Origin of the sequence: Lysinibacillus sp. NPDC092081, assembly GCF_044755845.1 — a bacterium.
Taxonomy (GTDB): Bacteria; Bacillota; Bacilli; order Bacillales_A; family Planococcaceae; genus Lysinibacillus.
Genome location: NZ_JBIVRU010000022.1, coordinates 22,196 through 41,767, shown reverse-complemented (window position 1 = coordinate 41,767; position 19,572 = coordinate 22,196). Strand labels below are relative to the sequence as shown.

The 19,572-nt window shown below is 33.7% G+C and carries 25 protein-coding genes and 1 pseudogene; 19 read left to right on the top strand and 7 right to left on the bottom strand.

What is annotated here, in order from left to right; translation table 11 throughout:
- The first annotated feature begins 373 nt into the window (after positions 1 to 373).
- Genes ACIQLB_RS21500 through ACIQLB_RS21490 form a run of 3 tightly spaced genes read left to right on the top strand, consistent with a single transcriptional unit; the run spans position 374 to position 3,438 of the window.
- A complete protein-coding gene (locus tag ACIQLB_RS21500; protein WP_400730539.1) occupies positions 374 to 1,609 on the top strand; it encodes an acyl-CoA dehydrogenase family protein in 1,236 nt (411 codons plus the stop codon).
- Positions 1,606 to 2,382, top strand: coding sequence for an SDR family oxidoreductase (locus tag ACIQLB_RS21495; protein ID WP_400730537.1), 777 nt, complete (start codon positions 1,606 to 1,608; stop codon positions 2,380 to 2,382). The genes ACIQLB_RS21500 and ACIQLB_RS21495 overlap by 4 nt, the downstream gene beginning before the upstream one ends.
- Before the next feature lie 12 nt (positions 2,383 to 2,394).
- Complete coding sequence (locus tag ACIQLB_RS21490; RefSeq protein WP_400730533.1) at positions 2,395 to 3,438, top strand: phosphotransferase family protein; 1,044 nt, start codon at positions 2,395 to 2,397, stop codon at positions 3,436 to 3,438.
- Positions 3,439 to 4,085: 647 nt separating this feature from the next.
- On the opposite strand, the gene ACIQLB_RS21485 is transcribed toward ACIQLB_RS21490, so the two are convergent.
- The 3 genes from ACIQLB_RS21485 to ACIQLB_RS21475 all read right to left on the bottom strand — a co-directional run bounded on the left by ACIQLB_RS21485 (position 4,086) and on the right by ACIQLB_RS21475 (position 5,690).
- Positions 4,086 to 4,232 carry a YjcZ family sporulation protein gene (locus ACIQLB_RS21485; RefSeq protein ID WP_400730531.1) on the bottom strand — a complete coding sequence of 49 codons (147 nt, stop codon included), beginning with the start codon at positions 4,230 to 4,232 and terminating at the stop codon, positions 4,086 to 4,088.
- An 859-nt stretch (positions 4,233 to 5,091) separates the two neighbouring features.
- Complete coding sequence (locus ACIQLB_RS21480; RefSeq protein ID WP_400730530.1) at positions 5,092 to 5,391, bottom strand: hypothetical protein; 300 nt, start codon at positions 5,389 to 5,391, stop codon at positions 5,092 to 5,094.
- On the bottom strand, positions 5,391 to 5,690 hold the full coding sequence (locus ACIQLB_RS21475; protein WP_370080191.1) for a DUF2089 family protein: 300 nt from the start codon (positions 5,688 to 5,690) through the stop codon (positions 5,391 to 5,393). The genes ACIQLB_RS21480 and ACIQLB_RS21475 overlap by 1 nt, the downstream gene beginning before the upstream one ends.
- 394 nt (positions 5,691 to 6,084) lie before the next feature.
- On the opposite strand from ACIQLB_RS21475, the pseudogene ACIQLB_RS21470 reads away from it, so the two are divergent.
- A pseudogene (locus ACIQLB_RS21470) lies at positions 6,085 to 6,363 on the top strand (alpha/beta fold hydrolase); the annotation flags it as partial.
- Positions 6,364 to 6,499: 136 nt separating this feature from the next.
- On the opposite strand, the gene ACIQLB_RS21465 reads toward ACIQLB_RS21470, so the two are convergent.
- Positions 6,500 to 7,129 (bottom strand): apurinic/apyrimidinic endonuclease family protein, encoded by a 630-nt coding sequence (locus tag ACIQLB_RS21465; protein ID WP_400730528.1) that lies wholly within the window; start codon positions 7,127 to 7,129, stop codon positions 6,500 to 6,502.
- Between the two features lie 54 nt (positions 7,130 to 7,183).
- On the opposite strand from ACIQLB_RS21465, the gene ACIQLB_RS21460 reads away from it, so the two are divergent.
- A complete protein-coding gene (locus tag ACIQLB_RS21460; RefSeq protein WP_400730526.1) occupies positions 7,184 to 7,705 on the top strand; it encodes a hypothetical protein in 522 nt (173 codons plus the stop codon).
- Between the two features lie 266 nt (positions 7,706 to 7,971).
- Here ACIQLB_RS21460 and ACIQLB_RS21455 read toward each other — a convergent pair whose 3' ends face one another.
- Positions 7,972 to 8,190 (bottom strand): DUF3951 domain-containing protein, encoded by a 219-nt coding sequence (locus ACIQLB_RS21455; protein WP_370041620.1) that lies wholly within the window; start codon positions 8,188 to 8,190, stop codon positions 7,972 to 7,974.
- A gap of 74 nt (positions 8,191 to 8,264) precedes the next feature.
- Between ACIQLB_RS21455 and ACIQLB_RS21450 the strand changes: the two genes are divergently transcribed.
- The 13 genes from ACIQLB_RS21450 to ACIQLB_RS21390 all read left to right on the top strand — a co-directional run bounded on the left by ACIQLB_RS21450 (position 8,265) and on the right by ACIQLB_RS21390 (position 17,181).
- Positions 8,265 to 8,750, top strand: a complete 486-nt coding sequence (locus ACIQLB_RS21450) for a hypothetical protein (protein WP_400730524.1) — start codon at positions 8,265 to 8,267, stop codon at positions 8,748 to 8,750.
- Between the two features lie 265 nt (positions 8,751 to 9,015).
- On the top strand, positions 9,016 to 9,435 hold the full coding sequence (locus tag ACIQLB_RS21445) for a hypothetical protein (RefSeq protein ID WP_400730522.1): 420 nt from the start codon (positions 9,016 to 9,018) through the stop codon (positions 9,433 to 9,435).
- A gap of 159 nt (positions 9,436 to 9,594) precedes the next feature.
- A complete protein-coding gene (locus ACIQLB_RS21440; protein ID WP_400730520.1) occupies positions 9,595 to 10,056 on the top strand; it encodes an alpha/beta fold hydrolase in 462 nt (153 codons plus the stop codon).
- A 230-nt stretch (positions 10,057 to 10,286) separates the two neighbouring features.
- Positions 10,287 to 11,324, top strand: a complete 1,038-nt coding sequence (locus ACIQLB_RS21435; protein WP_400730518.1) for a serine hydrolase domain-containing protein — start codon at positions 10,287 to 10,289, stop codon at positions 11,322 to 11,324.
- A 22-nt stretch (positions 11,325 to 11,346) separates the two neighbouring features.
- Entirely contained in the window at positions 11,347 to 11,766 is a 420-nt protein-coding gene (locus tag ACIQLB_RS21430; protein ID WP_400730516.1) for a GNAT family N-acetyltransferase, read from the top strand.
- A gap of 264 nt (positions 11,767 to 12,030) precedes the next feature.
- Positions 12,031 to 12,273 carry a hypothetical protein gene (locus tag ACIQLB_RS21425; RefSeq protein ID WP_400730514.1) on the top strand — a complete coding sequence of 81 codons (243 nt, stop codon included), beginning with the start codon at positions 12,031 to 12,033 and terminating at the stop codon, positions 12,271 to 12,273.
- 621 nt (positions 12,274 to 12,894) lie between these two features.
- Entirely contained in the window at positions 12,895 to 13,440 is a 546-nt protein-coding gene (locus ACIQLB_RS21420) for a CDI toxin immunity protein (RefSeq protein WP_400730513.1), read from the top strand.
- A gap of 123 nt (positions 13,441 to 13,563) precedes the next feature.
- Positions 13,564 to 14,049 (top strand): hypothetical protein, encoded by a 486-nt coding sequence (locus tag ACIQLB_RS21415; protein WP_400730511.1) that lies wholly within the window; start codon positions 13,564 to 13,566, stop codon positions 14,047 to 14,049.
- Between the two features lie 139 nt (positions 14,050 to 14,188).
- A complete protein-coding gene (locus ACIQLB_RS21410; protein ID WP_400730509.1) occupies positions 14,189 to 14,575 on the top strand; it encodes a DUF5071 domain-containing protein in 387 nt (128 codons plus the stop codon).
- 476 nt (positions 14,576 to 15,051) lie between these two features.
- On the top strand, positions 15,052 to 15,723 hold the full coding sequence (locus tag ACIQLB_RS21405) for a DUF3885 domain-containing protein (RefSeq protein WP_400730598.1): 672 nt from the start codon (positions 15,052 to 15,054) through the stop codon (positions 15,721 to 15,723).
- Positions 15,724 to 16,238: 515 nt separating this feature from the next.
- A complete protein-coding gene (locus ACIQLB_RS21400; RefSeq protein WP_400730507.1) occupies positions 16,239 to 16,718 on the top strand; it encodes a DUF2975 domain-containing protein in 480 nt (159 codons plus the stop codon).
- 12 nt (positions 16,719 to 16,730) lie between these two features.
- On the top strand, positions 16,731 to 16,949 hold the full coding sequence (locus tag ACIQLB_RS21395; RefSeq protein ID WP_053484019.1) for a helix-turn-helix domain-containing protein: 219 nt from the start codon (positions 16,731 to 16,733) through the stop codon (positions 16,947 to 16,949).
- 10 nt (positions 16,950 to 16,959) lie between these two features.
- Complete coding sequence (locus tag ACIQLB_RS21390) at positions 16,960 to 17,181, top strand: DUF3955 domain-containing protein (protein WP_400730504.1); 222 nt, start codon at positions 16,960 to 16,962, stop codon at positions 17,179 to 17,181.
- A gap of 54 nt (positions 17,182 to 17,235) precedes the next feature.
- On the opposite strand, the gene ACIQLB_RS21385 is transcribed toward ACIQLB_RS21390, so the two are convergent.
- A complete protein-coding gene (locus tag ACIQLB_RS21385) occupies positions 17,236 to 17,721 on the bottom strand; it encodes a tetratricopeptide repeat protein (protein ID WP_400730503.1) in 486 nt (161 codons plus the stop codon).
- A 338-nt stretch (positions 17,722 to 18,059) separates the two neighbouring features.
- On the opposite strand from ACIQLB_RS21385, the gene ACIQLB_RS21380 reads away from it, so the two are divergent.
- Positions 18,060 to 18,905 carry an alpha/beta hydrolase gene (locus tag ACIQLB_RS21380; protein ID WP_400730596.1) on the top strand — a complete coding sequence of 282 codons (846 nt, stop codon included), beginning with the start codon at positions 18,060 to 18,062 and terminating at the stop codon, positions 18,903 to 18,905.
- Between the two features lie 180 nt (positions 18,906 to 19,085).
- On the opposite strand, the gene ACIQLB_RS21375 is transcribed toward ACIQLB_RS21380, so the two are convergent.
- Entirely contained in the window at positions 19,086 to 19,520 is a 435-nt protein-coding gene (locus ACIQLB_RS21375) for a ribosomal maturation YjgA family protein (RefSeq protein WP_400730501.1), read from the bottom strand.
- Between the last annotated feature and the right edge of the window lie 52 nt (positions 19,521 to 19,572).

Genomic DNA, 19,572 nt, shown 5'->3' with positions numbered 1-19,572 from the left:
TTCTTCGCTATGAAGTTAGCTAATGGACACAAAAATAAAATTCAAGATTAATTTGATTGAGTAGAGTAACTTCTTTGAATTAGAAGTTACTTTTTTTGATGAAGTGCACGTAGCCATAATAAACTCAAAAGACGCTATTCTGATTTGAAGATACATATTATGGCAAAATAGTGTTTTGACTTGTATTTTTTTATCGTAATGAGATTTTCTATCCGTCAAAACATTATCTTAAGTATGAATTTTCCCTATAATTCAAATTTTTGTTTAATAGACATTGATTTACAAGAAATATAGCGGTAACATTTAATGTAAGAATAAAAATGAATATTCATTCATTTAGCATTTTGATGTTCAAACAAAGGGGGGCTTTTTTATGAATTTTTCTTATAGTGAAAAAGTAGTCGAACTACAAGAGAAGCTGACAAATTTTATGGAGCAATACATTTATCCAAATGAGGCAGTGTTTGCTGCACAGGTAGAGGCAATGGAAGATCGTTGGGGAGCGATCCCGCCAATTATGGAGGAATTAAAGCATAAGGCAAAAGAAGCGGGCTTGTGGAATTTGTTTTTGCCAGATAGTGAATACGGTGCAGGTTTGACGAATTTAGAATATGCACCTTTATGTGAAATTATGGGACGATCTTTACTTGCTCCTGAAGTGTTTAATTGCAATGCGCCAGATACAGGAAATATGGAAGTGCTTGTGCGTTACGGCTCAGAACAGCAGAAAAAACAGTGGCTGGAGCCATTATTACGTGGAGAAATACGTTCTTGCTTTGCAATGACTGAGCCTGCAGTCGCGTCTAGTGATGCAACAAATATCGAGGCAAGTATTGAACGTGATGGCGATTATTATATTTTAAATGGACATAAGTGGTGGACGACAGGAGCTGGTGATCCTCGCTGTAAAATCGCTATTTTTATGGGGAAACATAAAGATTCTACAGCACCTATTCATGAGCAACAGTCGATGATACTAGTGCCGATGGATACACCTGGAGTGAAAATAGAGCGTATGCTTACTGCATTTGGCTATGATCACGCACCAGAAGGACACGGTGAGGTGACGTTTACGAATGTTCGAGTACCTGTTGAAAATATATTGTGGGGAGAAGGAAAGGGCTTTGCGATTGCGCAAGGTCGCTTAGGACCAGGTCGTATCCATCATTGTATGCGTCTTATTGGAGCCGCTGAACGTGCATTAGAGGAAATGTGTGTGCGTGTTCAGGAGCGACATGCTTTCCATCGACCACTCGCAGACCAAGGTGTAATGCGTGAGCGTATTGCGGAGTCCCGTATCGATATTGAGCAGGCAAGACTATTAACGCTAAAGGCAGCGTACATGATGGACACAGTAGGGAATAAAGAGGCGAAGGCAGAAATTGCGATGATTAAAGTAGTGGCGCCGAATATGGCATTAAGAGTGATTGACCGAGCAATTCAAGCATTCGGTGCTGCTGGAATAGGACCTGATACGACGCTTGCGGCACAATGGGCAAATTCTCGAACATTACGATTAGCAGATGGACCGGATGAAGTGCATCGTAACACGGTTGCCAAATTGGAGCTGAAAAAGCATGCTAAAAAACAAGAGGAGCTGGTGAAATGACGGTACTAGATTTATTTAGCTTAAAAGGGAAAACGGCCATCGTAACAGGGGGAGGCCGCGGTCTTGGCGCTCAAATTGCGCAAGGCTTTGCTGAAGCAGGTGCTAACATTGTACTGTGCTCAAGAAAGGTCGAGGCATGCGAAGAGGTAGCTGCAGAATTAGCTAAATTAGGTGTACAAACATTAGCTCTTGCCTGTGATGTGACAAAGCCAGAGGATATAGCGAACGTAGTGTCAAAAACGCTTGAATCATTCGGCCAAATTGATATTTTAGTAAACAACAGTGGGGCGTCTTGGGGTACTCCCGCTGTTGAAATGCCGTATGAGGCTTGGCAAAAAGTCTTCGATGTTAACGTCAATGGCACATTTTTAATGACGCAAGCTGTTGGCAAAATAATGCTAGAACAAAAGAGTGGGAAAATTATCAATATCGCTTCGGTTGCAGGGCTTGGTGGTACATTACCTGAATTCATGGATACAATTGGCTATAATGCAAGTAAAGGTGCAGTCATTACGCTAACAAAAGATTTAGCTGTAAAATGGGGACCATATGGCGTCAACGTGAATGCGATTGCCCCAGGATTTTTCCCAACAAAAATGTCAAAAGTCTTAATTGAGCGCGGACAAGATTATTTAATGGGAGTGACGCCGTTAAAACGTTTAGGAACTGAAAATGATCTAAAAGGCGTTGCATTATTTTTAGCCGCGGCTGCCTCTGATTATATTACGGGAGATGTCATAGTTGTAGATGGCGGTATGAGCTCTATCATTTAAGGGAGGGATACAATGGATACGATACAAGTAAGGGCAAGTGAACGTATTGATGAAGTGAAATTACATTCATTTTTAAAGAATCAATTTCCGGAGTTACCAGAAGGGAAGCTAGAAATTTCACAGTTTAGTGCCGGACATTCAAATTTGACTTATTGCCTAAAAGTAGGTGAATTTGAAGTCGTTCTTCGTCGATCTCCACATGGGCCAGTTGCCAAAAAAGCGCATGACATGCAACGTGAGTTTACGATTTTATCTGCATTACATCCATTTTTAGCTGCTGTACCCAAACCTTATGCGTACGTTGAAGATCGAGATATTATCGGCAGTGATTTCTTCCTAATGGAACGCAAAAAGGGTATCGTACTTGACACTCATTTTCCACCTGGTACTGAACATACGGAGGATTTAGGACGGCTCATATCAGAAAAGATGGTTGATTCCCTTGTAGCCCTCCATGCAATACCATATAAGGAAACGAAGCTAAAGGATATGGTGAAGCCAGAAGGATTTATGGATCGACAAGTACATGGATGGATTGAGCGCTATGACAAAGCGAAAACGGCAGAGTATGCTGAAGTAGCAGCATTGACAAAGTGGTTAAAGGATCATGTACCTTCCAATCAAGAAGCAACCATTATTCATTATGATTTCAAGCTTAATAACGCTATGTTTTCAAGCGATTACTCTGAGATGATTGGTCTTTTTGATTTGGAGATGACAACTGTAGGGGACCCATTAGCAGATTTAGGCGTGGCCATGAGCTACTGGATGCATGCAGATGACCCAAAAATGCTGTTATACGCATTTGGAGAACCGCCAATAACGACTTTACCAGGGTTTTACACACGTCAGGAATTCATTAACCGCTATGCAGAAAAAAGCGGGCGTGATGTATCAGCCATCGATTACTATATTACATTTGCCTACTTTAAATTAGCTGTAATTTGTCAGCAAATCTATTATCGATACGTCAATGGTCAAACAAAAGATGATCGTTTTGCACAAATGGATAAAATGGTAGCTGCACTAATTCAACAGGCTTCCAAAGCACTATAAAGTATGGTATAAATGACGGCTACTTTTAAAGCAGCCGTTATTTCATGTTGTTAAAAACTTTTCTGTCAATGAATTTAAGGTGTCATATTATATACGGTAGGACCCTTCCTCAAAACTACTAAAAAAAGAAATAATCAGATTTTAGGAGGCTGAAATGGAATCAAAATTGAGTGTAGAAAGTAACGTGAAAAATAATGATAAAAAAACAATGATAGGGTTTCTACTCATATTTTACTTTGTATGGATAGTTAAAGAATTATGGCTTGGGACAAATAACTAATGATGGACTTTGGGATATTTCTTGGAGTTGGGGAAGCTACCCAGAAAACTTCGAAGTAGCAAGGGTATATTGGAAAGGGATTCTTGCTGTTAATAGATATAAGCAGCTAAAGTCTTTCGGTTACCTGGAATAAAAATTGTTTTTCAACTAACGGGGGCTTTACTTGAAGATCATTGAGTTGCATAGGCAGCTCTTTTTTATTGTACTAACGGGGCAGATTAGTTGAACAAGAAGAAGTAGTAGGTTACTTCAAACAGATATATGAGTGAATATCTGAAAGAAAATGTTCAGTAAGGTAAGGGCATTCTGATGTAAGAAATTAGTAAAGGGTCACCAGGCTGGGAGGGCGACCCTTACATCGGAAATGTTAATACCCTGTATTCAAGAAAGTAGCGCCGACAATAATTAGAAGTATAAATAGAACAACAATTAAGGCAAATGCGGATCCATTACGATTGCCACCGTAATAGCAGCCTTCATTAATGCCACCAACATTTCCACCATAGTATCCCATATAAAACACCTCCTTTCTACAATATATAATATGTTGGATGCAGAGAAGGAGTATGGTTGTTAAACCATTCAGCTATAGGCATTAAAAAATATATTTTTTTGAGATAAGACCATAAAAAAAGGGCCACTTGGGATGGAGTGACCCTTAGTAAAACGATTAGGAGGTGTAAGGCTAAATTAGCTTTACCTTACTATTATTATGATGTGGTAGCTAAGTTTGTATAGTGAATTGCCTGTGAAATAGATTTAAAAAATAAAAGTACAGCTTTAAATAAATTTACAAACAAGGTAGGTGCTGCATAATATGAGGAAATTAATAAATATGGTGTAATCCTCTTTCCATTGTGAATGAATATCTAAGTATTTGTGAAGAATCACACTTAAACTAACGGGGCAGTTTAGTTGAAAAAGGAAAAAATTACGTACGTAAAATTAGGAAGTTTAATGTTAAGATTTGATAGGTCAAATATTCTATGAAAAAAATAACTTGATAATAAAAAGAGGTGGTTGATTTGAACGCTAAAACCTTACTTGAATAGGGACGAAAACACGATGCAGAAAATCAATCAATTAAGGGATTTTGGGAAAGTTTTAGGGTAGAGGTGCTGATAAATGCTGGAACTTCAAAACGAGATTAAAATATATTCGATAAATAGTAAACATTCTTTAATCTTAAAGACAAGGTATCTTGTTGAAATAAATTATGAGGATGTGTAACTAACGGGGTGCTTTAGTTAAATATTCGATTTACGAAATATCAAACATAAAAACAGCGTTGATTCTACACATTTTGTAGATTAACTCTGTTTTTATGTTTTAATAGCAACAATCTTCAAATATACTCTAAATTTCTATATTCCTCAATTTATATCATATAACCTCATTTTTTCTAATTCTTTTTTTCTTTTATTTTTTAGAGATTCTCTTCCTCTAGCCCAGATTCCTAATAAAACTGCTGGACCAACAACTGCAACCTTAAAAAGTGTATAAGTATTGAAATTATCCATTCTGTTGTACCACCATCCGAAAATAATAACTAAATACAGAACTGGTACAATTGCTCCCCAGTAAACGTTAGTTCTTCTAGATAAACAAAATTGAGCTCCTAATATTACTATGGCTATTAAAATGGCTATTAACCATTTATACATTGGATCCATTATCCTTCATTCCTTTCGTCTTTATATTTATCAATAATCAATTTTGCCGTCTCTAAACTCAACCGTTCATCAATTACCAAATTTTTAATCATATTTACAAACTCGACGTCTTCTGTTTTGCTATTCAATTCAATTTTTTTAATTAATGTATCTAATTTAGTCCTTACTGTCGGATATGATACACCATAAATTTTAGATATATTCTTTAAAGACCCAGAATTAATAATAAATTTTCTTATAAATTCAACAGATTCTTTATCTAAAGACAAAATCCAAGCTGGTACTTCATCACGGTTCACATTCCCCACTCCCTTTTCAATAATATTACATAATAGTTAAACAAAATTCAAGTATACATTAATATTATTCATTTATTTTAAGGTTATTTTAAGCTAATCGCTTTTTAAGACGCGGAAACTTTTCGTTAGGTTAATGTTAGGTTTGTCGTTTATTTTTTAATTTTATTCTCAACCAAGGAAGGGATTTCGATTAAAACACCCGTTAGTTGAAGAGTGATTGTTAATAGACAAACTATTAGCTGTTTTAGTTGAAGAATATAGCCAAACCATAAGCAAGGCTGTTTTCGTAATGATTGCTGCTCTTCCACTAACGGTGCAGGTTAGTGGAAGAAGGAAATTCACTAAATTCTATAGAAGTTAATATATATTTTAAAAATAAAGGTGAGGATATTATATGTGGAAACAAGAGTTTGTAGAAACATCTAGGGGAAGGTTTGAAATCTTCACTAAAGGTATAGGTGAGCCATTATGTGTAACACATTTCTATTCTGAATTTAATGAGACAGGTGATTATTTTGCAGAAACTTTTGTAAGTACAAATAAGGTGATTTTAGTTAATCTCAGAGAAGCAGGAAATTCAGAAAAAGCAACCCAGCCATACGAATTAAGCTTGTTAGAATCTGTTTTTGACTTAGAAGCTATTCGTGAATCACTAGGATTTAATAAATGGGGATTAAAGCTGTAGTGCAGTCCTATTTCGAGTTTTTTTCATCGAAGTGATCTCTCCCAAAACGAAAAAGACTACAGAATTTAAATAATGATGACTCTCGATCATTGGAGTGTAATCTTCGAAATTGTCTAATCCAACCTCATAGATATATGGCTTGTCGTGAATGTATTCGATTATGCTTCCAATCGATATAACTATCGCCTAATCTTAAGCTATCGTGTTGAAATCCACAGCTATCTACAACGTGTAGATATTTTATATAAGGTGCTAACTTCTCCATATTGTCTATTAATTTCGCATTGTCTCCTTTGTACGAGATAAAGGCGTGGCTAACATCGTACACAATTTGTAATTGTAAGGGTTCTACAAAATCCTCAACCCATCTAGAGTTAGCTGCTGTAAATAATCCCTCAATGGAATTCTCCCATAAGAAGACCTCTTTGCTGTAAGCTAAGACTTTCGAAATTTCCCCTTTCATTTCATTTACCTTGTTGATGTCATTCGGATCCGAGCCAGCCGGATTCGTATAGTGAGGGTGTATGACACAGTTAATGTCGTGCTTAATACATATCTCAGCAATTATTCGAGTTGATAGGTCATAATAGCTCCGCATTGTAGGATCTCGATGAATGATATCAAGATGCTGATTATTATATTTAATTGGATGGTGTAGTACGCAACGTATACCTAAATCTTTTATCGTCTGTATGGTTTTCTCTAAATGCTGTAGTGCTTTGTGAGGGGTCTGCCTAATTCGGAAATTAAACATAAGTCTTCCGTTAACCAAATATTAAGCGATAAAAAGAAAACTGTAAGACAAGCTGTGGAAGAGATGACGCAAATAGGGCAAAGCGGTGTAACTTATTTTTTCTGGGGAGCCGATACGAAAGAAAACGAAAATGGATTACGAGAACTGATCCAATCACTTGAAATTGATTTGTGGATCAAAATGCTCGAGCAAACAGAACTCTACTTCCGTTTAAATGTATTCAAAGATGAAGAGCAAGTTTGGCGACACGAAATGGATTATTTAGACTTCGATTGGATCACAAGGTCCCAGAAAGATATAGAGCTAACAATAGATGTGATTACCGAAATGGAGATAGCCTTAAATGAAACGGGGAATTCCCGAAAAGATAGAAAAAGAGCCTATAATTTAGACATCCAAGAGATGAAGGAAGTGGTTGGAAATTGGTACCTTGAAAATATAACGGTGGATTATGATAGGGTGGAAATGGATCTGAGAAAGGCTGCAACTTCATTTGTGGAATATGTAGAGAGCTTTATCGAAAAGGGATTGGAGTACGAGAGCTATGAAGGCAGAGTTATTGAAGGCGAAGTTTGAGAAATACTAAAACAATCCTTTAGAAACAGCCTAAATAAAAAAGCAGTAGTTCCCTACTGCTAATAACGCATTTTGTCTCTACACAAAAGGATGGGTAAATACCCATTCTTTTGAATAACCTTATATCTACATTATTCATTAGTAAGTAGAGTAAACACATCTAAATACCTAAAATACAAAATATTACCAAATGTATATTCAATTAATGTTCCAATTATTTCATAATTTTATTAAATATAGGAAAGGATGTTGATGCTCTATGCGAATTATTTAATTTCATCTTTATCATCAGGTTCTATATATTTTGTCTTTTCTTGTAAATCTCTACTTCTGTTAGTATTGTCAGTTCCTCTAGTGAAATCGTCAAATGGTGTATACATATTCGTGATTTTCTTTTTTCTTACAACAATATTGTATACCCCTAAAATTATTAATCCAATGAAGATTATTCCGATTACAACAACGACGATATTCAAAGTATCCATTTTAAAAACCTCCTTTGTTAATACTAGTGCTAACATCTTCAAAATATTCAATAAAATAGAAGGGTGTGTATAATATGAAGAAAATTCTTGCTTTTTTGTCGGTTCTTCTGTTCTTTAGTGCATTTTCATTAGATTCTGCAAGTGCTACTTGGAAAAACGATTCAAATACTGAGAATAAAGTTACTATGAGTGGTATGGTGCTATATTCTTTTAAATTAACGGTACGTTATGATGAAGAATATACAGCTGGCACAACTAATAATGTTACGTATAGACAATCTTATATAAATGTCGATAGATCTTCACCTTCTGTTAGTTCTGCATCCTCAAACACAAAAGTTTATGATGGCTCTACATTCATTTCGCAAACGAGTCTATTTTCTAGATATTATCCTGACCAAGTGACTCCTACTGGCTCTCAGACATTCAATTATCGCAATTACGAAAGCATAAGTGTAAGGAAAAATACAGGTAAGTCAACAAATACGAGTGGTGTTGTTATTAGCTGTTCTGACTACGCCCCTTGCACATTCCCAATTAGTGTAACTTTATCATACTAAAATGAAAAGGAGTAGGATAACTATGAAGAAGAAAAAATATATCATCGCTATTCTTACATTTTCGCTTATCTCTGGACTAGTGTTTTTTAAAGTAAATCTAAAAGAAAATGCATCTGCTGATTCAGTGAACTATGAGTCTTAAGCTCAATATGTAAAGAATTATGAGTCAGAGTCCATTCAATCCTTCAAAAAATCTCCTAGTGTTATTGATGAAAAAAAATATGCTGAACAATACTTTTTCAAAAAGTATTTAACGGATGTGAGAGTGTCAGATACAGAAGCAAAAAAGCTTGCTTTTGAAAAAGTAATCGAAGAAAAGGCTTTATTTGAAAAAGCAAAAAGCGAAAACTTATTAGCTTCCGAAGTTGAAGCGAAAAAATTGTCTGATGAAGTTAGAAATCTTTTAGTAAGCGAACCTGAAGAAAACAAAGAAGTCATTAATAATGTAAACGACGTCATTAAAGGATTAGGTATCACCGAAGATGAGTATTATAATGATTTTTTAGTTGATAACTATATAACGTCTATATCTATTGATAATTTATATAACAAGGTAACAGAAGGGTATAATGATGAAGAAAAAGAAAGCGTATGGAATGAATTTAAAACGTCTGAAAAAAATAATTACATTGCCGAGAATAAAGAAAGTATTAATGAGTTTTTGACAGTTAATGCTATTAATTAACCCGCAATTAAGAGGCTGGGACAAAAGTGTTTCAGCCAACAAAAATACCGAACTATCCAATGAAACGCTCATGAAGTGTTTCGGAATAGTTCGGTTTTTCTATTTATCGTGTTTTGTTAATTTAGAGATTATTCGGCTTTATGAAGGAACCATTTAGTTATGTCCCAGCCTCTTTTAGATTGTATTTACAATGAAGAAAATCCTGATTTTAATAAAATGCAGAAATTGATTGACGGGCTAAAGAATCCTGATTTACCCTTAGAAGCAAGAAAAGAACTTACTAAGGAGAGGACAAAATTATCCTTATTTGATCCTGAAAGTTATGATGATATTTTTTCATCCAATGTACTTAAAAAAATGTCATCTATTAGAATAAATTACTTTAGCAGAGAAATTCAAATTTTTGATGTAACTAGAAAGCTAAAATTAATAAAAGCACCAACATTAATCATTTGTGGTAAATATGATGTACAATGCCCTATTAATTACTCAATAGAAATGAATGCCCTTATTCCTCATTCTACTTTACATATATTTAATAAGAGTAATCATTATCCTTTTTTAGAGGAGGCTGACCGATTTAAGGAAGAAGTAAAAATCTTTCTGAATGGAAAAATTTAGACACTCAACTTAAGTTGGAGTGGAAACTATTCTTTTTGTGGTTTGTGAAGAAATGTACTTAAACTAACGGAGTGCTTTACTTGAAGACCATTGAGCTGCTTAGACAGCTCTTTTTTCTTATTAAACTAGCGGGCAGGTTAGTTGAATATAAATTTATTTTACAAATAGATATAAGGGACCGTACGTTCGTGTTATAATTTATCTGATTATACTGACAAGGGGGGATAATTGTGAAATTAGAGAACATCCACATTGAAGAACGAATGAAACATTATAATGTACAAGGTCTAAGTATCACATTGCTTGAGGGTGGTGAAATTAGTGGAACAGAAAATTACGGCTTATTAGAAGTGGAAAGCGATAGAAAAGTGAATGAAAATTCTATTTTTAGTGCGTGTTCAATTAGCAAGTTCTTAACAGGAATACTTGCTATGAAGCTAGTAGAGGAAGGACTTTTTGATTTAGATGATGATGTGAATGAAAGTCTTGTATCGTGGAAAGTACCAGAAAATGATTTTACTAAAAATAAAAAAGTGACATTAAGAAACTTACTAAGTCATCAATCTGGAATTAAAGACCCTGAAGGTAGTTATTATGAACTGAATTCGAAAATAGGGATTCCTTCGATGGTTGAATTATTAGAGGGGCAAACTCCATATTGTAAAACTCCTATTGACGTCAAGTGTGAACCAGAAAGTGAATTCCATTATTCGGATGCGGGTTTTTGTATCATTCAGCAACTGATAGAAGATGTTACTGAAAAACCGTTTCATAAAGTTATGAATGAGCAAATATTTGAACCATTAGGAATGGCAAATAGCCATTTCAATACAACAATGTTGGAAGTGGATAGACAAAATTTTTCTTGTGGTCACAACAAAAATGGTGAATTAGCAGATGGGAAATATCCTATATATCCTTATCCAGCGGCTTCTGGATTATGGACAACTTCTCTTAATTTAGCTGAATTAGTTCTTGAGCTAATGAATGCTGTAAAGGGAGAAAGCAAGGTTGGTATTTCGGAAAGTTTAGCAAAAGAAATGATAACCTCACAAAGAGGTAAAAGTTGGACTGGATTAGGTGTGTTTCTTGAAGGCTCAGAAAAAGAAATAGAAATTACATCACTTGGTTGGGGAGTGGGTTTTCAATGTATGATGGTGGCGTTTCCGTATTTAGAGAAAGGTGCGGTCATAATGACGAATGCAGAATTAGGTGTTCATCAAATGGAAGGTATTATAGGAGAAATATATAAATCTCTTTTATCTTAAAAAGTGTTAAGGGAGGAGAAATATGCAGATAGCCTTAGCAAATCCAGCTCATATATCTGAAGTTGTATCGTTCTTCAATGAAAATTTAGAACGTAATAACAGTGCTGTCTATTCTGAAGAGTTTTTATGTCCTCTTGGAGTTAAAGCAGCCATAAGAAGAAAGCAAATGATAGTGGCAACAGTAGAAGGTCAAGTAGTGGGGGCATTTCGGTTTTACCGAAAAAGAACACAAAACAAAATTTCTTTGTATCAATTTGCGATAAGCGAGGTTTATCGTGGTCAAGGGTTGTTAAAAAAGATGTTTAAAACGATAAATGATTTACCTATTGTTGCACTATGTCCGACTGATTCCGATTTTAATGAATATTATTATAAAACAGGTTGGAATTTACAAGAACAGAGTGACGAGTTCAAAATCTGGGTTTTTAGTAACCCTAATTAAGTTTTGTGAACTTCTTCACTTAAAGTAACTGGGTGTGATTGTTCAAAAGAGCAGTCGCTTTTTCACAAACGGGACAGTTTAGTTGAGAGGAAAAAATTACATATATAAAATAAGGCAATACATTGTTAAGATTTGATAGGCAAAGTATTCTATGGAAAGAAATTAGAGCGGGGCTTTTCTCCAACAAGTGGAGACGTTTTGTTACTAACCAAAGAAGAAGTGCAGAGTATCGAATATACTTGATAATAAAAAGAGGTGGTTAATTTGAACACTAAAATCTTGCTTGAATGGGAACGAAAACACGATGCAAAAAATCGAACAATAAATGGATTTTGGGAAAGTTTTAGGAAATGGCGTGAGGAAGATAAATATGACTATTTAGACACGTTTAACGGAAAGTTGTACGATGAATTCATTAGTGTTGAAGAAAAATCCATTGAATTAAAATATAGCTTCTCAAGGGTTGAAGCATTTGTGTTCTTTACTGTGAATTTTTTTTTACTTTGATACAGAAATTGGAACATACTCCATTGAATTCAACTTGGATGGGGAAGTATCAGATGATTATTTAGTTGTTGACCATTTTTGTATAAATAATATTATATCTGAAATAAAACAAAACATAACGACTGTACGAAAAGCATTAAAAGAGGGAATTGAATTAAAATCAATATCCAATATTACTGGTATTGATGAAACTTCAATAGAAGTAATAAAGAAAAAGTATTGTTGAACTAAGGGTGCGAGGGTTAAACGAGGTGTTGCAGTGGCAGCATCTTTGGTCCTTATAGATGGAAATTTGATGATGAAATAATTGATTCAAGTGAAAATTCTTTAGAACATATTGAAGTGACTTTTACCTTTAGCGATGGTGTTCGATTTGCACTAAACAAGGTCTAAAGGATTATGTGGAACGGAATATGGATGGGAATGTTCTTCTTATAGAAAATTAAATTATTGTTAAGGATTTTTCGTACGAAATAGTAAATAGAGCTTTTTTCGAATTAGACCAACAAAATGAATTATTAAATGTAAGCCTGTTATTCAACGAACGGCTAGCGTAAATTAAAGATCATTGAGTTGCGTATGCAGCTCTTTTTTTCTTTATTGAACGAACGAGGTTGGGTAGTGAAAGTTGGAATTGATATAGTACTCAAGAAAATAGTCAGGGTGAATATGATGGAGGATAAAAAGGAACGTTTAAAAGAGTTGCTAGACAAGCAAAAACAAAAAGGAATAAAAGAAGAGGAAAAAAGAGAATACGAAACTGTTTTAGAGGAAGTTAATGAGTTATTTCCGAATACTGATTCTGAAGAGGAAGTAGAAATATTATCAAAAGAAGATTCAAAAAAAATTACTGATGAATTATTTGAAGAATTTCCATTTTGCAGTAGCGGAATTGAATGGACATTTATGTTTTACAAAACTATATTTTCTAACTTTGTTGACTATGAAGGTGCATTAGAAGAGCTAGTAATTAAAAATCATAAAGTAAATAATGAAATATGCTATATTATTGACCTTAACTATCAACATGTCATTAAAACAAAACTGATTAGAATTATACACAGAGTTGAAGAAGTTAGAAAATGGGACAGATATATTTATTCACCTCAAATTAAATTGGTTAGTGAATTCCCATCCAACGATATAGCAGTAGGATGGAAGAAATAAATGTCTACAATCTAAGAATCTGAAGCTTTACACTAAAAATAACGAGTTCTTTAAAGGGGCAGGTTGCTTGAAGAAGAAATGATTAAATAGAGTTAATTAAAGCTGTTTAGATAAGGAGACATTATGGATAAAATTGAATTTTTCCAAGACCTTGAAGAGATTGTGGTTGATCCTTTATTTATTGGAGATTGTGAAGATGATATAGATCAAGAAATAGCAAACAACATGTGGAAAATTTCTATTGGTAATGAATTAGGTACTCAGTTGAGTGTTAAGGATTTTATAGATTTTTTTGGTAAGGTTATTTCCAACAGAAGTAAACAAATTAAAATATTCTCTAATAATCACCTGGGTATGCTTTTTTATGTATGGTTCGATAGGAAGGCTGCACAATTAAGATTTAATTTAATATCAGATTATGATTGTAAGCTACCGTTCGGTTGTGAAATTGAAATTGTTGATAACCTCGAACGAATCATTGAAGAATTTCTATGTTTTCCTTATCACGATGGCTTTCCATTTGAAGAGGTTAGTGACGAAGATGAAGGATTAGAAGGAAAACAAAGCAGTAACATCTTAAAAGTTTTCCTCTATAAAACTAATGGATAATTTTAATTTAGCTAACAAGGTGCGATTGTTCAATAGAGTAGTCGCTTTTTCACGAATGGAGCAGTTTAGTTGGAATGGGTTAGATTACAATTATCGTAAAATAGATGGCCGTGTATAAAATTTTAAGGGAGAGACGCATATGGAAAGCTTTGAAGAACTTTTACCAAGACATAAGCATGATCATGATAGAGTAGAAATGATTAAAAAAATGGATAGAGATAAAATATTGCCTTTACTGCCTAACCTTCTCGAATGGATTCAAGATATGAATTGGCCAGTGGCACCAAGCGTATTAGAATTACTTTTAACTTTTCCAGAAGAAATTGTCCCATATGTGCAAGATGTTTTATCTTCAGATGATGATAACTGGAAGTGGTTCATTTTACACTTTTTAGTTATTGAATTACCAGTTAAGTTAAGAGTTCAGTTTAGAGAGTATTTAACAAGAGTGGCTGAAACACCTACACACAATGAACTCGCAGAAGAACTTGATGATATCGCAAAAGAGATTTTGGAAACAATCTAAAAAAAGACCTCTATTCAACTAGAGGGTGCGATTATTTAATTAACGCAATCACTTTTTGTGCTGAAGGGGCAGAATAGTTCAAGAAAGAGAACAAAAAATATTAGTGAATATGTTTGTTGTGAAAGGAAAAGTAATGAATAAGGTAAAACTCTATTTAAAATATCGAAAAAAATCATATCTTTTAAATACTGCACTTTTTATTGCAGGTTTCATTGTTGTTATCTATATATTTGGACCTCCTAAGTACTATGTTGTCCCTATTTTATCAATGATAACAACGTATGGTTTTTTAGAGTTAGTAGAATATAAACGTTGGAAAAAAGAAAGTTATTGAGTTTCGTATCCTCACCTAACAGGGGCAAGAGTATAAGTCAAGATACCAAAGTCAAAGGTAGCTTTTCTTAGTGAGCTAAATGTGCAGGTTAGTGCAAGAATGATATGAATAAAAAACAATAGAAAAAATGGAGTGAAAGACAATAGATATAGGTCAATATTTACATAATGCTTTTCCAGGACTTACTTTGGCACCTAGTCTTTATCATCAATGGGATATAGGTATACACTTTGAATTAGGGGCTGGGATTTATCAATTAAAAGATGATGACAGTCTGAATCACGAAATGTTTGACTGCGTATACAGTCAAGCATTGTCTATTTTCAACGAACTTTTCTCCGATTTGGATGAAATTTTTCTTGTTACGAATGTTTATCAGCATAGGTCTGATGAAATAAAGAAGAAGCGAATAAAGGTTTATGATCGCTATATAAAAAATAAAGATTTAAAATTCCATTTAAGACAAGAAACTTTGCCATATGTATTCGATGATGAAGAAGCTGACGATTATTATACTTCTCGATTTTCCTTAAAGTGCCGCAAACAAGATTTTAAATATCCATTACTTATTAAAGCAGCGTGTAATAAGGATTTCCCCTTGAAACCTAGATTAGATAAAAAATGGGGGGGAGGTTCAAACTATCCAGATGTGTTTTTTATAAATATGACTAAAAATGTGATCTTTTTTATTTATGATGATAGAGGATGCGAGGTCATCTCAACTAATAAAGAAACCATATATCCTTTATATAAAAAATACAGCGATTGGATTGATGAATACTCACGAGAAGAAATTGTTAAACGTTTTAAATAAGAGTGTCATTATGTTTTTGTTATACGAACGAGGTGCTTTAGTGCAATAATGATTTCAAAAATAATCAAATTTTAAAAAGTTAATCTACGACTTTCAAATAAGAGCATGTTTTGATCAATCTTTTTTCAAAACATGCTCTTTAGATTTGTTCTCATATAAAGGTTTATATTATCAATTTAACCAAACTTTGATTTAAAACAAAGTCGAACTGATAAAAACAACAGATTATCCGACATTATATTTTATATTATTCTAAAACATATTCTCGCACCCAATTTATTTTAATGAAAAAATATTCCCGTGAAAAAATTAAGAGAGGGAGAATGCATGTTCTTATTTTATCATATTGCTCATATTTAACAAGCATTTTAAAGAGGACGAGGGGGTGATATCTTTAATAACAATAATTATTTATTGTTTTACGATAAATAATTATTGTTTTACGATAAATAATTATTGACTTGGAATGAACGACAAGATAATATGTCAATAGCAAGTTATGAAAGAGGTGCTTTATGAAACAAAGAGAATTATCAAGATGGTTAAAATTGATAATTATATTTTGTGCTTTATTTGGTTTATTGTTCTGTGTTTATGTAGGACCACAAACAGGGAAGGAAGTCTTACTGGATTCAGAAGAACTACTATTTTTGTATAAGCCATTTATTGCATTTATTTGGATAACAGGGATTCCATTTTTTATAGCATTAGCTTTAGGCTGGAAGATATGTACGGATATTGGCTCCAATCAAGATTTTACGGTCGAGAATGCAGATCGATTAAAAATAATTAGTGTGTTAGCCATGATTGAAGGTGTTTTATATGTAGCTGCGTTACTTTATATTTTTGCGATTGGTAGCTACCACACGGATGTCCTAGTAATTATGTTACTTATTTTATTCTTTGCAATCGTGATCTCTGTCTTTACTTCAATGCTTTCTTATTTAGTAAGAAAAGCAAGTGAGATAAAACAGGATAACGATTTAACGATTTGAGGTGTGTAAACGATGGTTATCATTGTAAATCTTGATGTCATGCTGGCTAAAAGAAAAATGAGTGTTACAGAATTATCTGAAAAACTAGGCATTACAATGGCGAATGTTTCTATCTTGAAAAACGGAAAAGCAAAAGCCGTTAAATTTTCTACTTTAGAAAAAATATGCGAAGTTTTAGACTGTCAACCAGGTGACATTTTGGAATACAGAAAAAATGAAAATAATGAATAATGGGGGAAAAATGATGAAAAAATATATTCTTGCAACTTTACCGATCGTAATAGGAGTTATATGTTTATTTATGAAGGGAATTATTGGTGATGAATTATTGCCTGATGGAACACTCATAGAAAGAAACTTCTTTTTAATTCCTTTAAGTTATTTATTTTTCTTTAGCGGTATAATTTCATTATTATTTGTTGCAATTTTTTCTACCGTTAAAAAGACAAATATAGTTAAGTAAAATGAAAAGATCAGGTTCACAAATAGGAGCCTGATCTTTTATGCGTTTTTTGTGCTATTCCCACGTTTGATCAAGTTTATCACTGTAAAATTTAATGGCTTTACTATAATCTTTTATGCCTTCATGTGTAGTAGTGTGAATTACTGTGCGTAATAAAATTTCCATAGCCTTTGAATGTTCCCCAAGATTATAAAGTGTCATCGCATAAAAAACCTTTACATGTTCGGCTTCAGGAAACTCCCTTATAGCTTGTTCAAAAATACGTTTCGCCTGTTCATATTGTCCTAATGTACGATAGGTGCTGCCTAAACCTACATAAGCATCAACTAAAAATTCTGGTTTGAGCCCTAATTGAATTGCTTTTTCATAGTGGGGGACAGCATCATTTTCTTTTCCTAATGAATCATAGGTCCATGCACATTGAAATTGGTAGTATCCGTTTTCAGGATCTTCTTTAACTAGTGCGACCATTAATTGATTTGCTTCTTCCAATTGACCTGCCTCTCTTAATGTAATAATATGTTGTAATCGTTCATCCATCTTCTTGTATCCTCTTACTTTCTATTTTTTCTTAATATTTAACAATTTTAAACTTTTACATTAATATTGTATACTTGTTTCTAGTTTTAAAAATTTTACTTTTCTATATTATCAGTCTTATTGATAAGGAAAATATAGGGTTATTATCAGTACGAAATCGACAACATCGAAGCGGTTCAACGCTCGTTTTTCATTTTAATAAAATAATAATGGGGTGAATCAGAATGCTTGAGCGTTCTATGGAGAAAACACGGGAACGTAGAAAAGAAAGGGAGTGATAGAAAGAAGAGCAACATGTTGATAGCTCTTCTATATAAAAAGAAAAGAGGACTATTATGATGAATAATTATCAAAGCATTTATAATGAAGGATTTGATTTAAAATATTGTGTGAAGGGACAAGGTAAGCCGATATTGGTAGTGGGTAGCAGTGTTTATTATCCACGCTTGTTCTCGGAAAATTTATATAAACATTTTCAATTTATCTTCTTAGATCATAGAGGTTTTGTGAATCCTCCTCGTTCTTTAAAGAAAGAAGATTATACTTTGGATAAAATTGTAGAGGATATCGAAACAGCAAGACAGTGGCTAAAGCTTGAGGATTTCATCATCTTAGGACATTCTGGGCATGCATTTATGGCTTTGGCATATGCCGAAAAATATCCTCAGTATGTTCAGAAGGTTATTTTATTAAATTCAGCACCGACAAACAGTGAAGAAAGACAACAGCAAAGCTTTTCATTTTTTAATGAAACTGCCAGTGCTGAGCGTGCAAAGCAATTTGAGCATGATATTGCATTGTTAGAGAATGATATTCACAATGATCCTGAAAGACGATTTGTGCATATGTGTATTCGTATGGGAGCGCATAGCTTTTATGATTATACGTTCGATGCAGCTTATATGTGGGGTGGCGTATATACAAATATGGAGGTCATTGATTACCTTTGGGGTGTAGCTTTTGCTGAACGAAATTTAATCCAATCATTGGCTCACTTAGATAAACCTATTTTTGTAGGGTTAGGAAGGTATGATTATTTAGTCGCTCCTGTTTCGCTCTGGGATGTAATTGATAATTCATCTGAAAATGTGAAGAAGGTCATTTTTGAAAAAAGCGGCCATAACCCGATGTTTGAAGAACCAGATACTTTTGATAATGAATTAATCGATTGGATTAATGAATAGAAAAGAATAAATGACCAGTTACTCATGTGGCTAATTTCAAATAAAGTTTGATCAAAATCCTATATTAAATATAATGAACCCTATAAGATAGTCACTAAAAAAGTCCCTCTTATAGGGTGATTTTTTTATAATGAATATGAGCGGAACTTATGTCAAAGAAACTGATTGATAATTATTGATCTAACTTCGAGAAGTGAACTTAAGTGCCATCTTATCTAATACAGTAGCGATTATGATCCCTACTGTATATCGAACCAAATCCTCTACTAAAAAACCTTTGCCAAGTATCAAAGCTCCGAGCGTTGTCCCACGAATCTGATTAATCCAGTCTTCCTGATACAATTGACTAAATTCAATGCCAAAGCTAAACAAAAAACTGAGCCAAATAGCTGTGAGGGTACTCTTACGTACTAGCAACAATCGAAATCCGATATAGACCATCATAGCCCATAGCATGTCCCCTGCGTTCTGCGCTATAAATGATGGGAGTAGGGCACTCCATTTTCTGGAGGATAGTCCTAATAAAATCGTAATAACAATAGCTATCAAATAAGCTATTCGCATGTTGCGGTATTGTAAGTTGATAGATTTATGCTCATTAGTCAATAGAATCACTCTTTCGGTTGTTGATATTAATTCATTATCTCATAAATGATGTCCGAAAGAA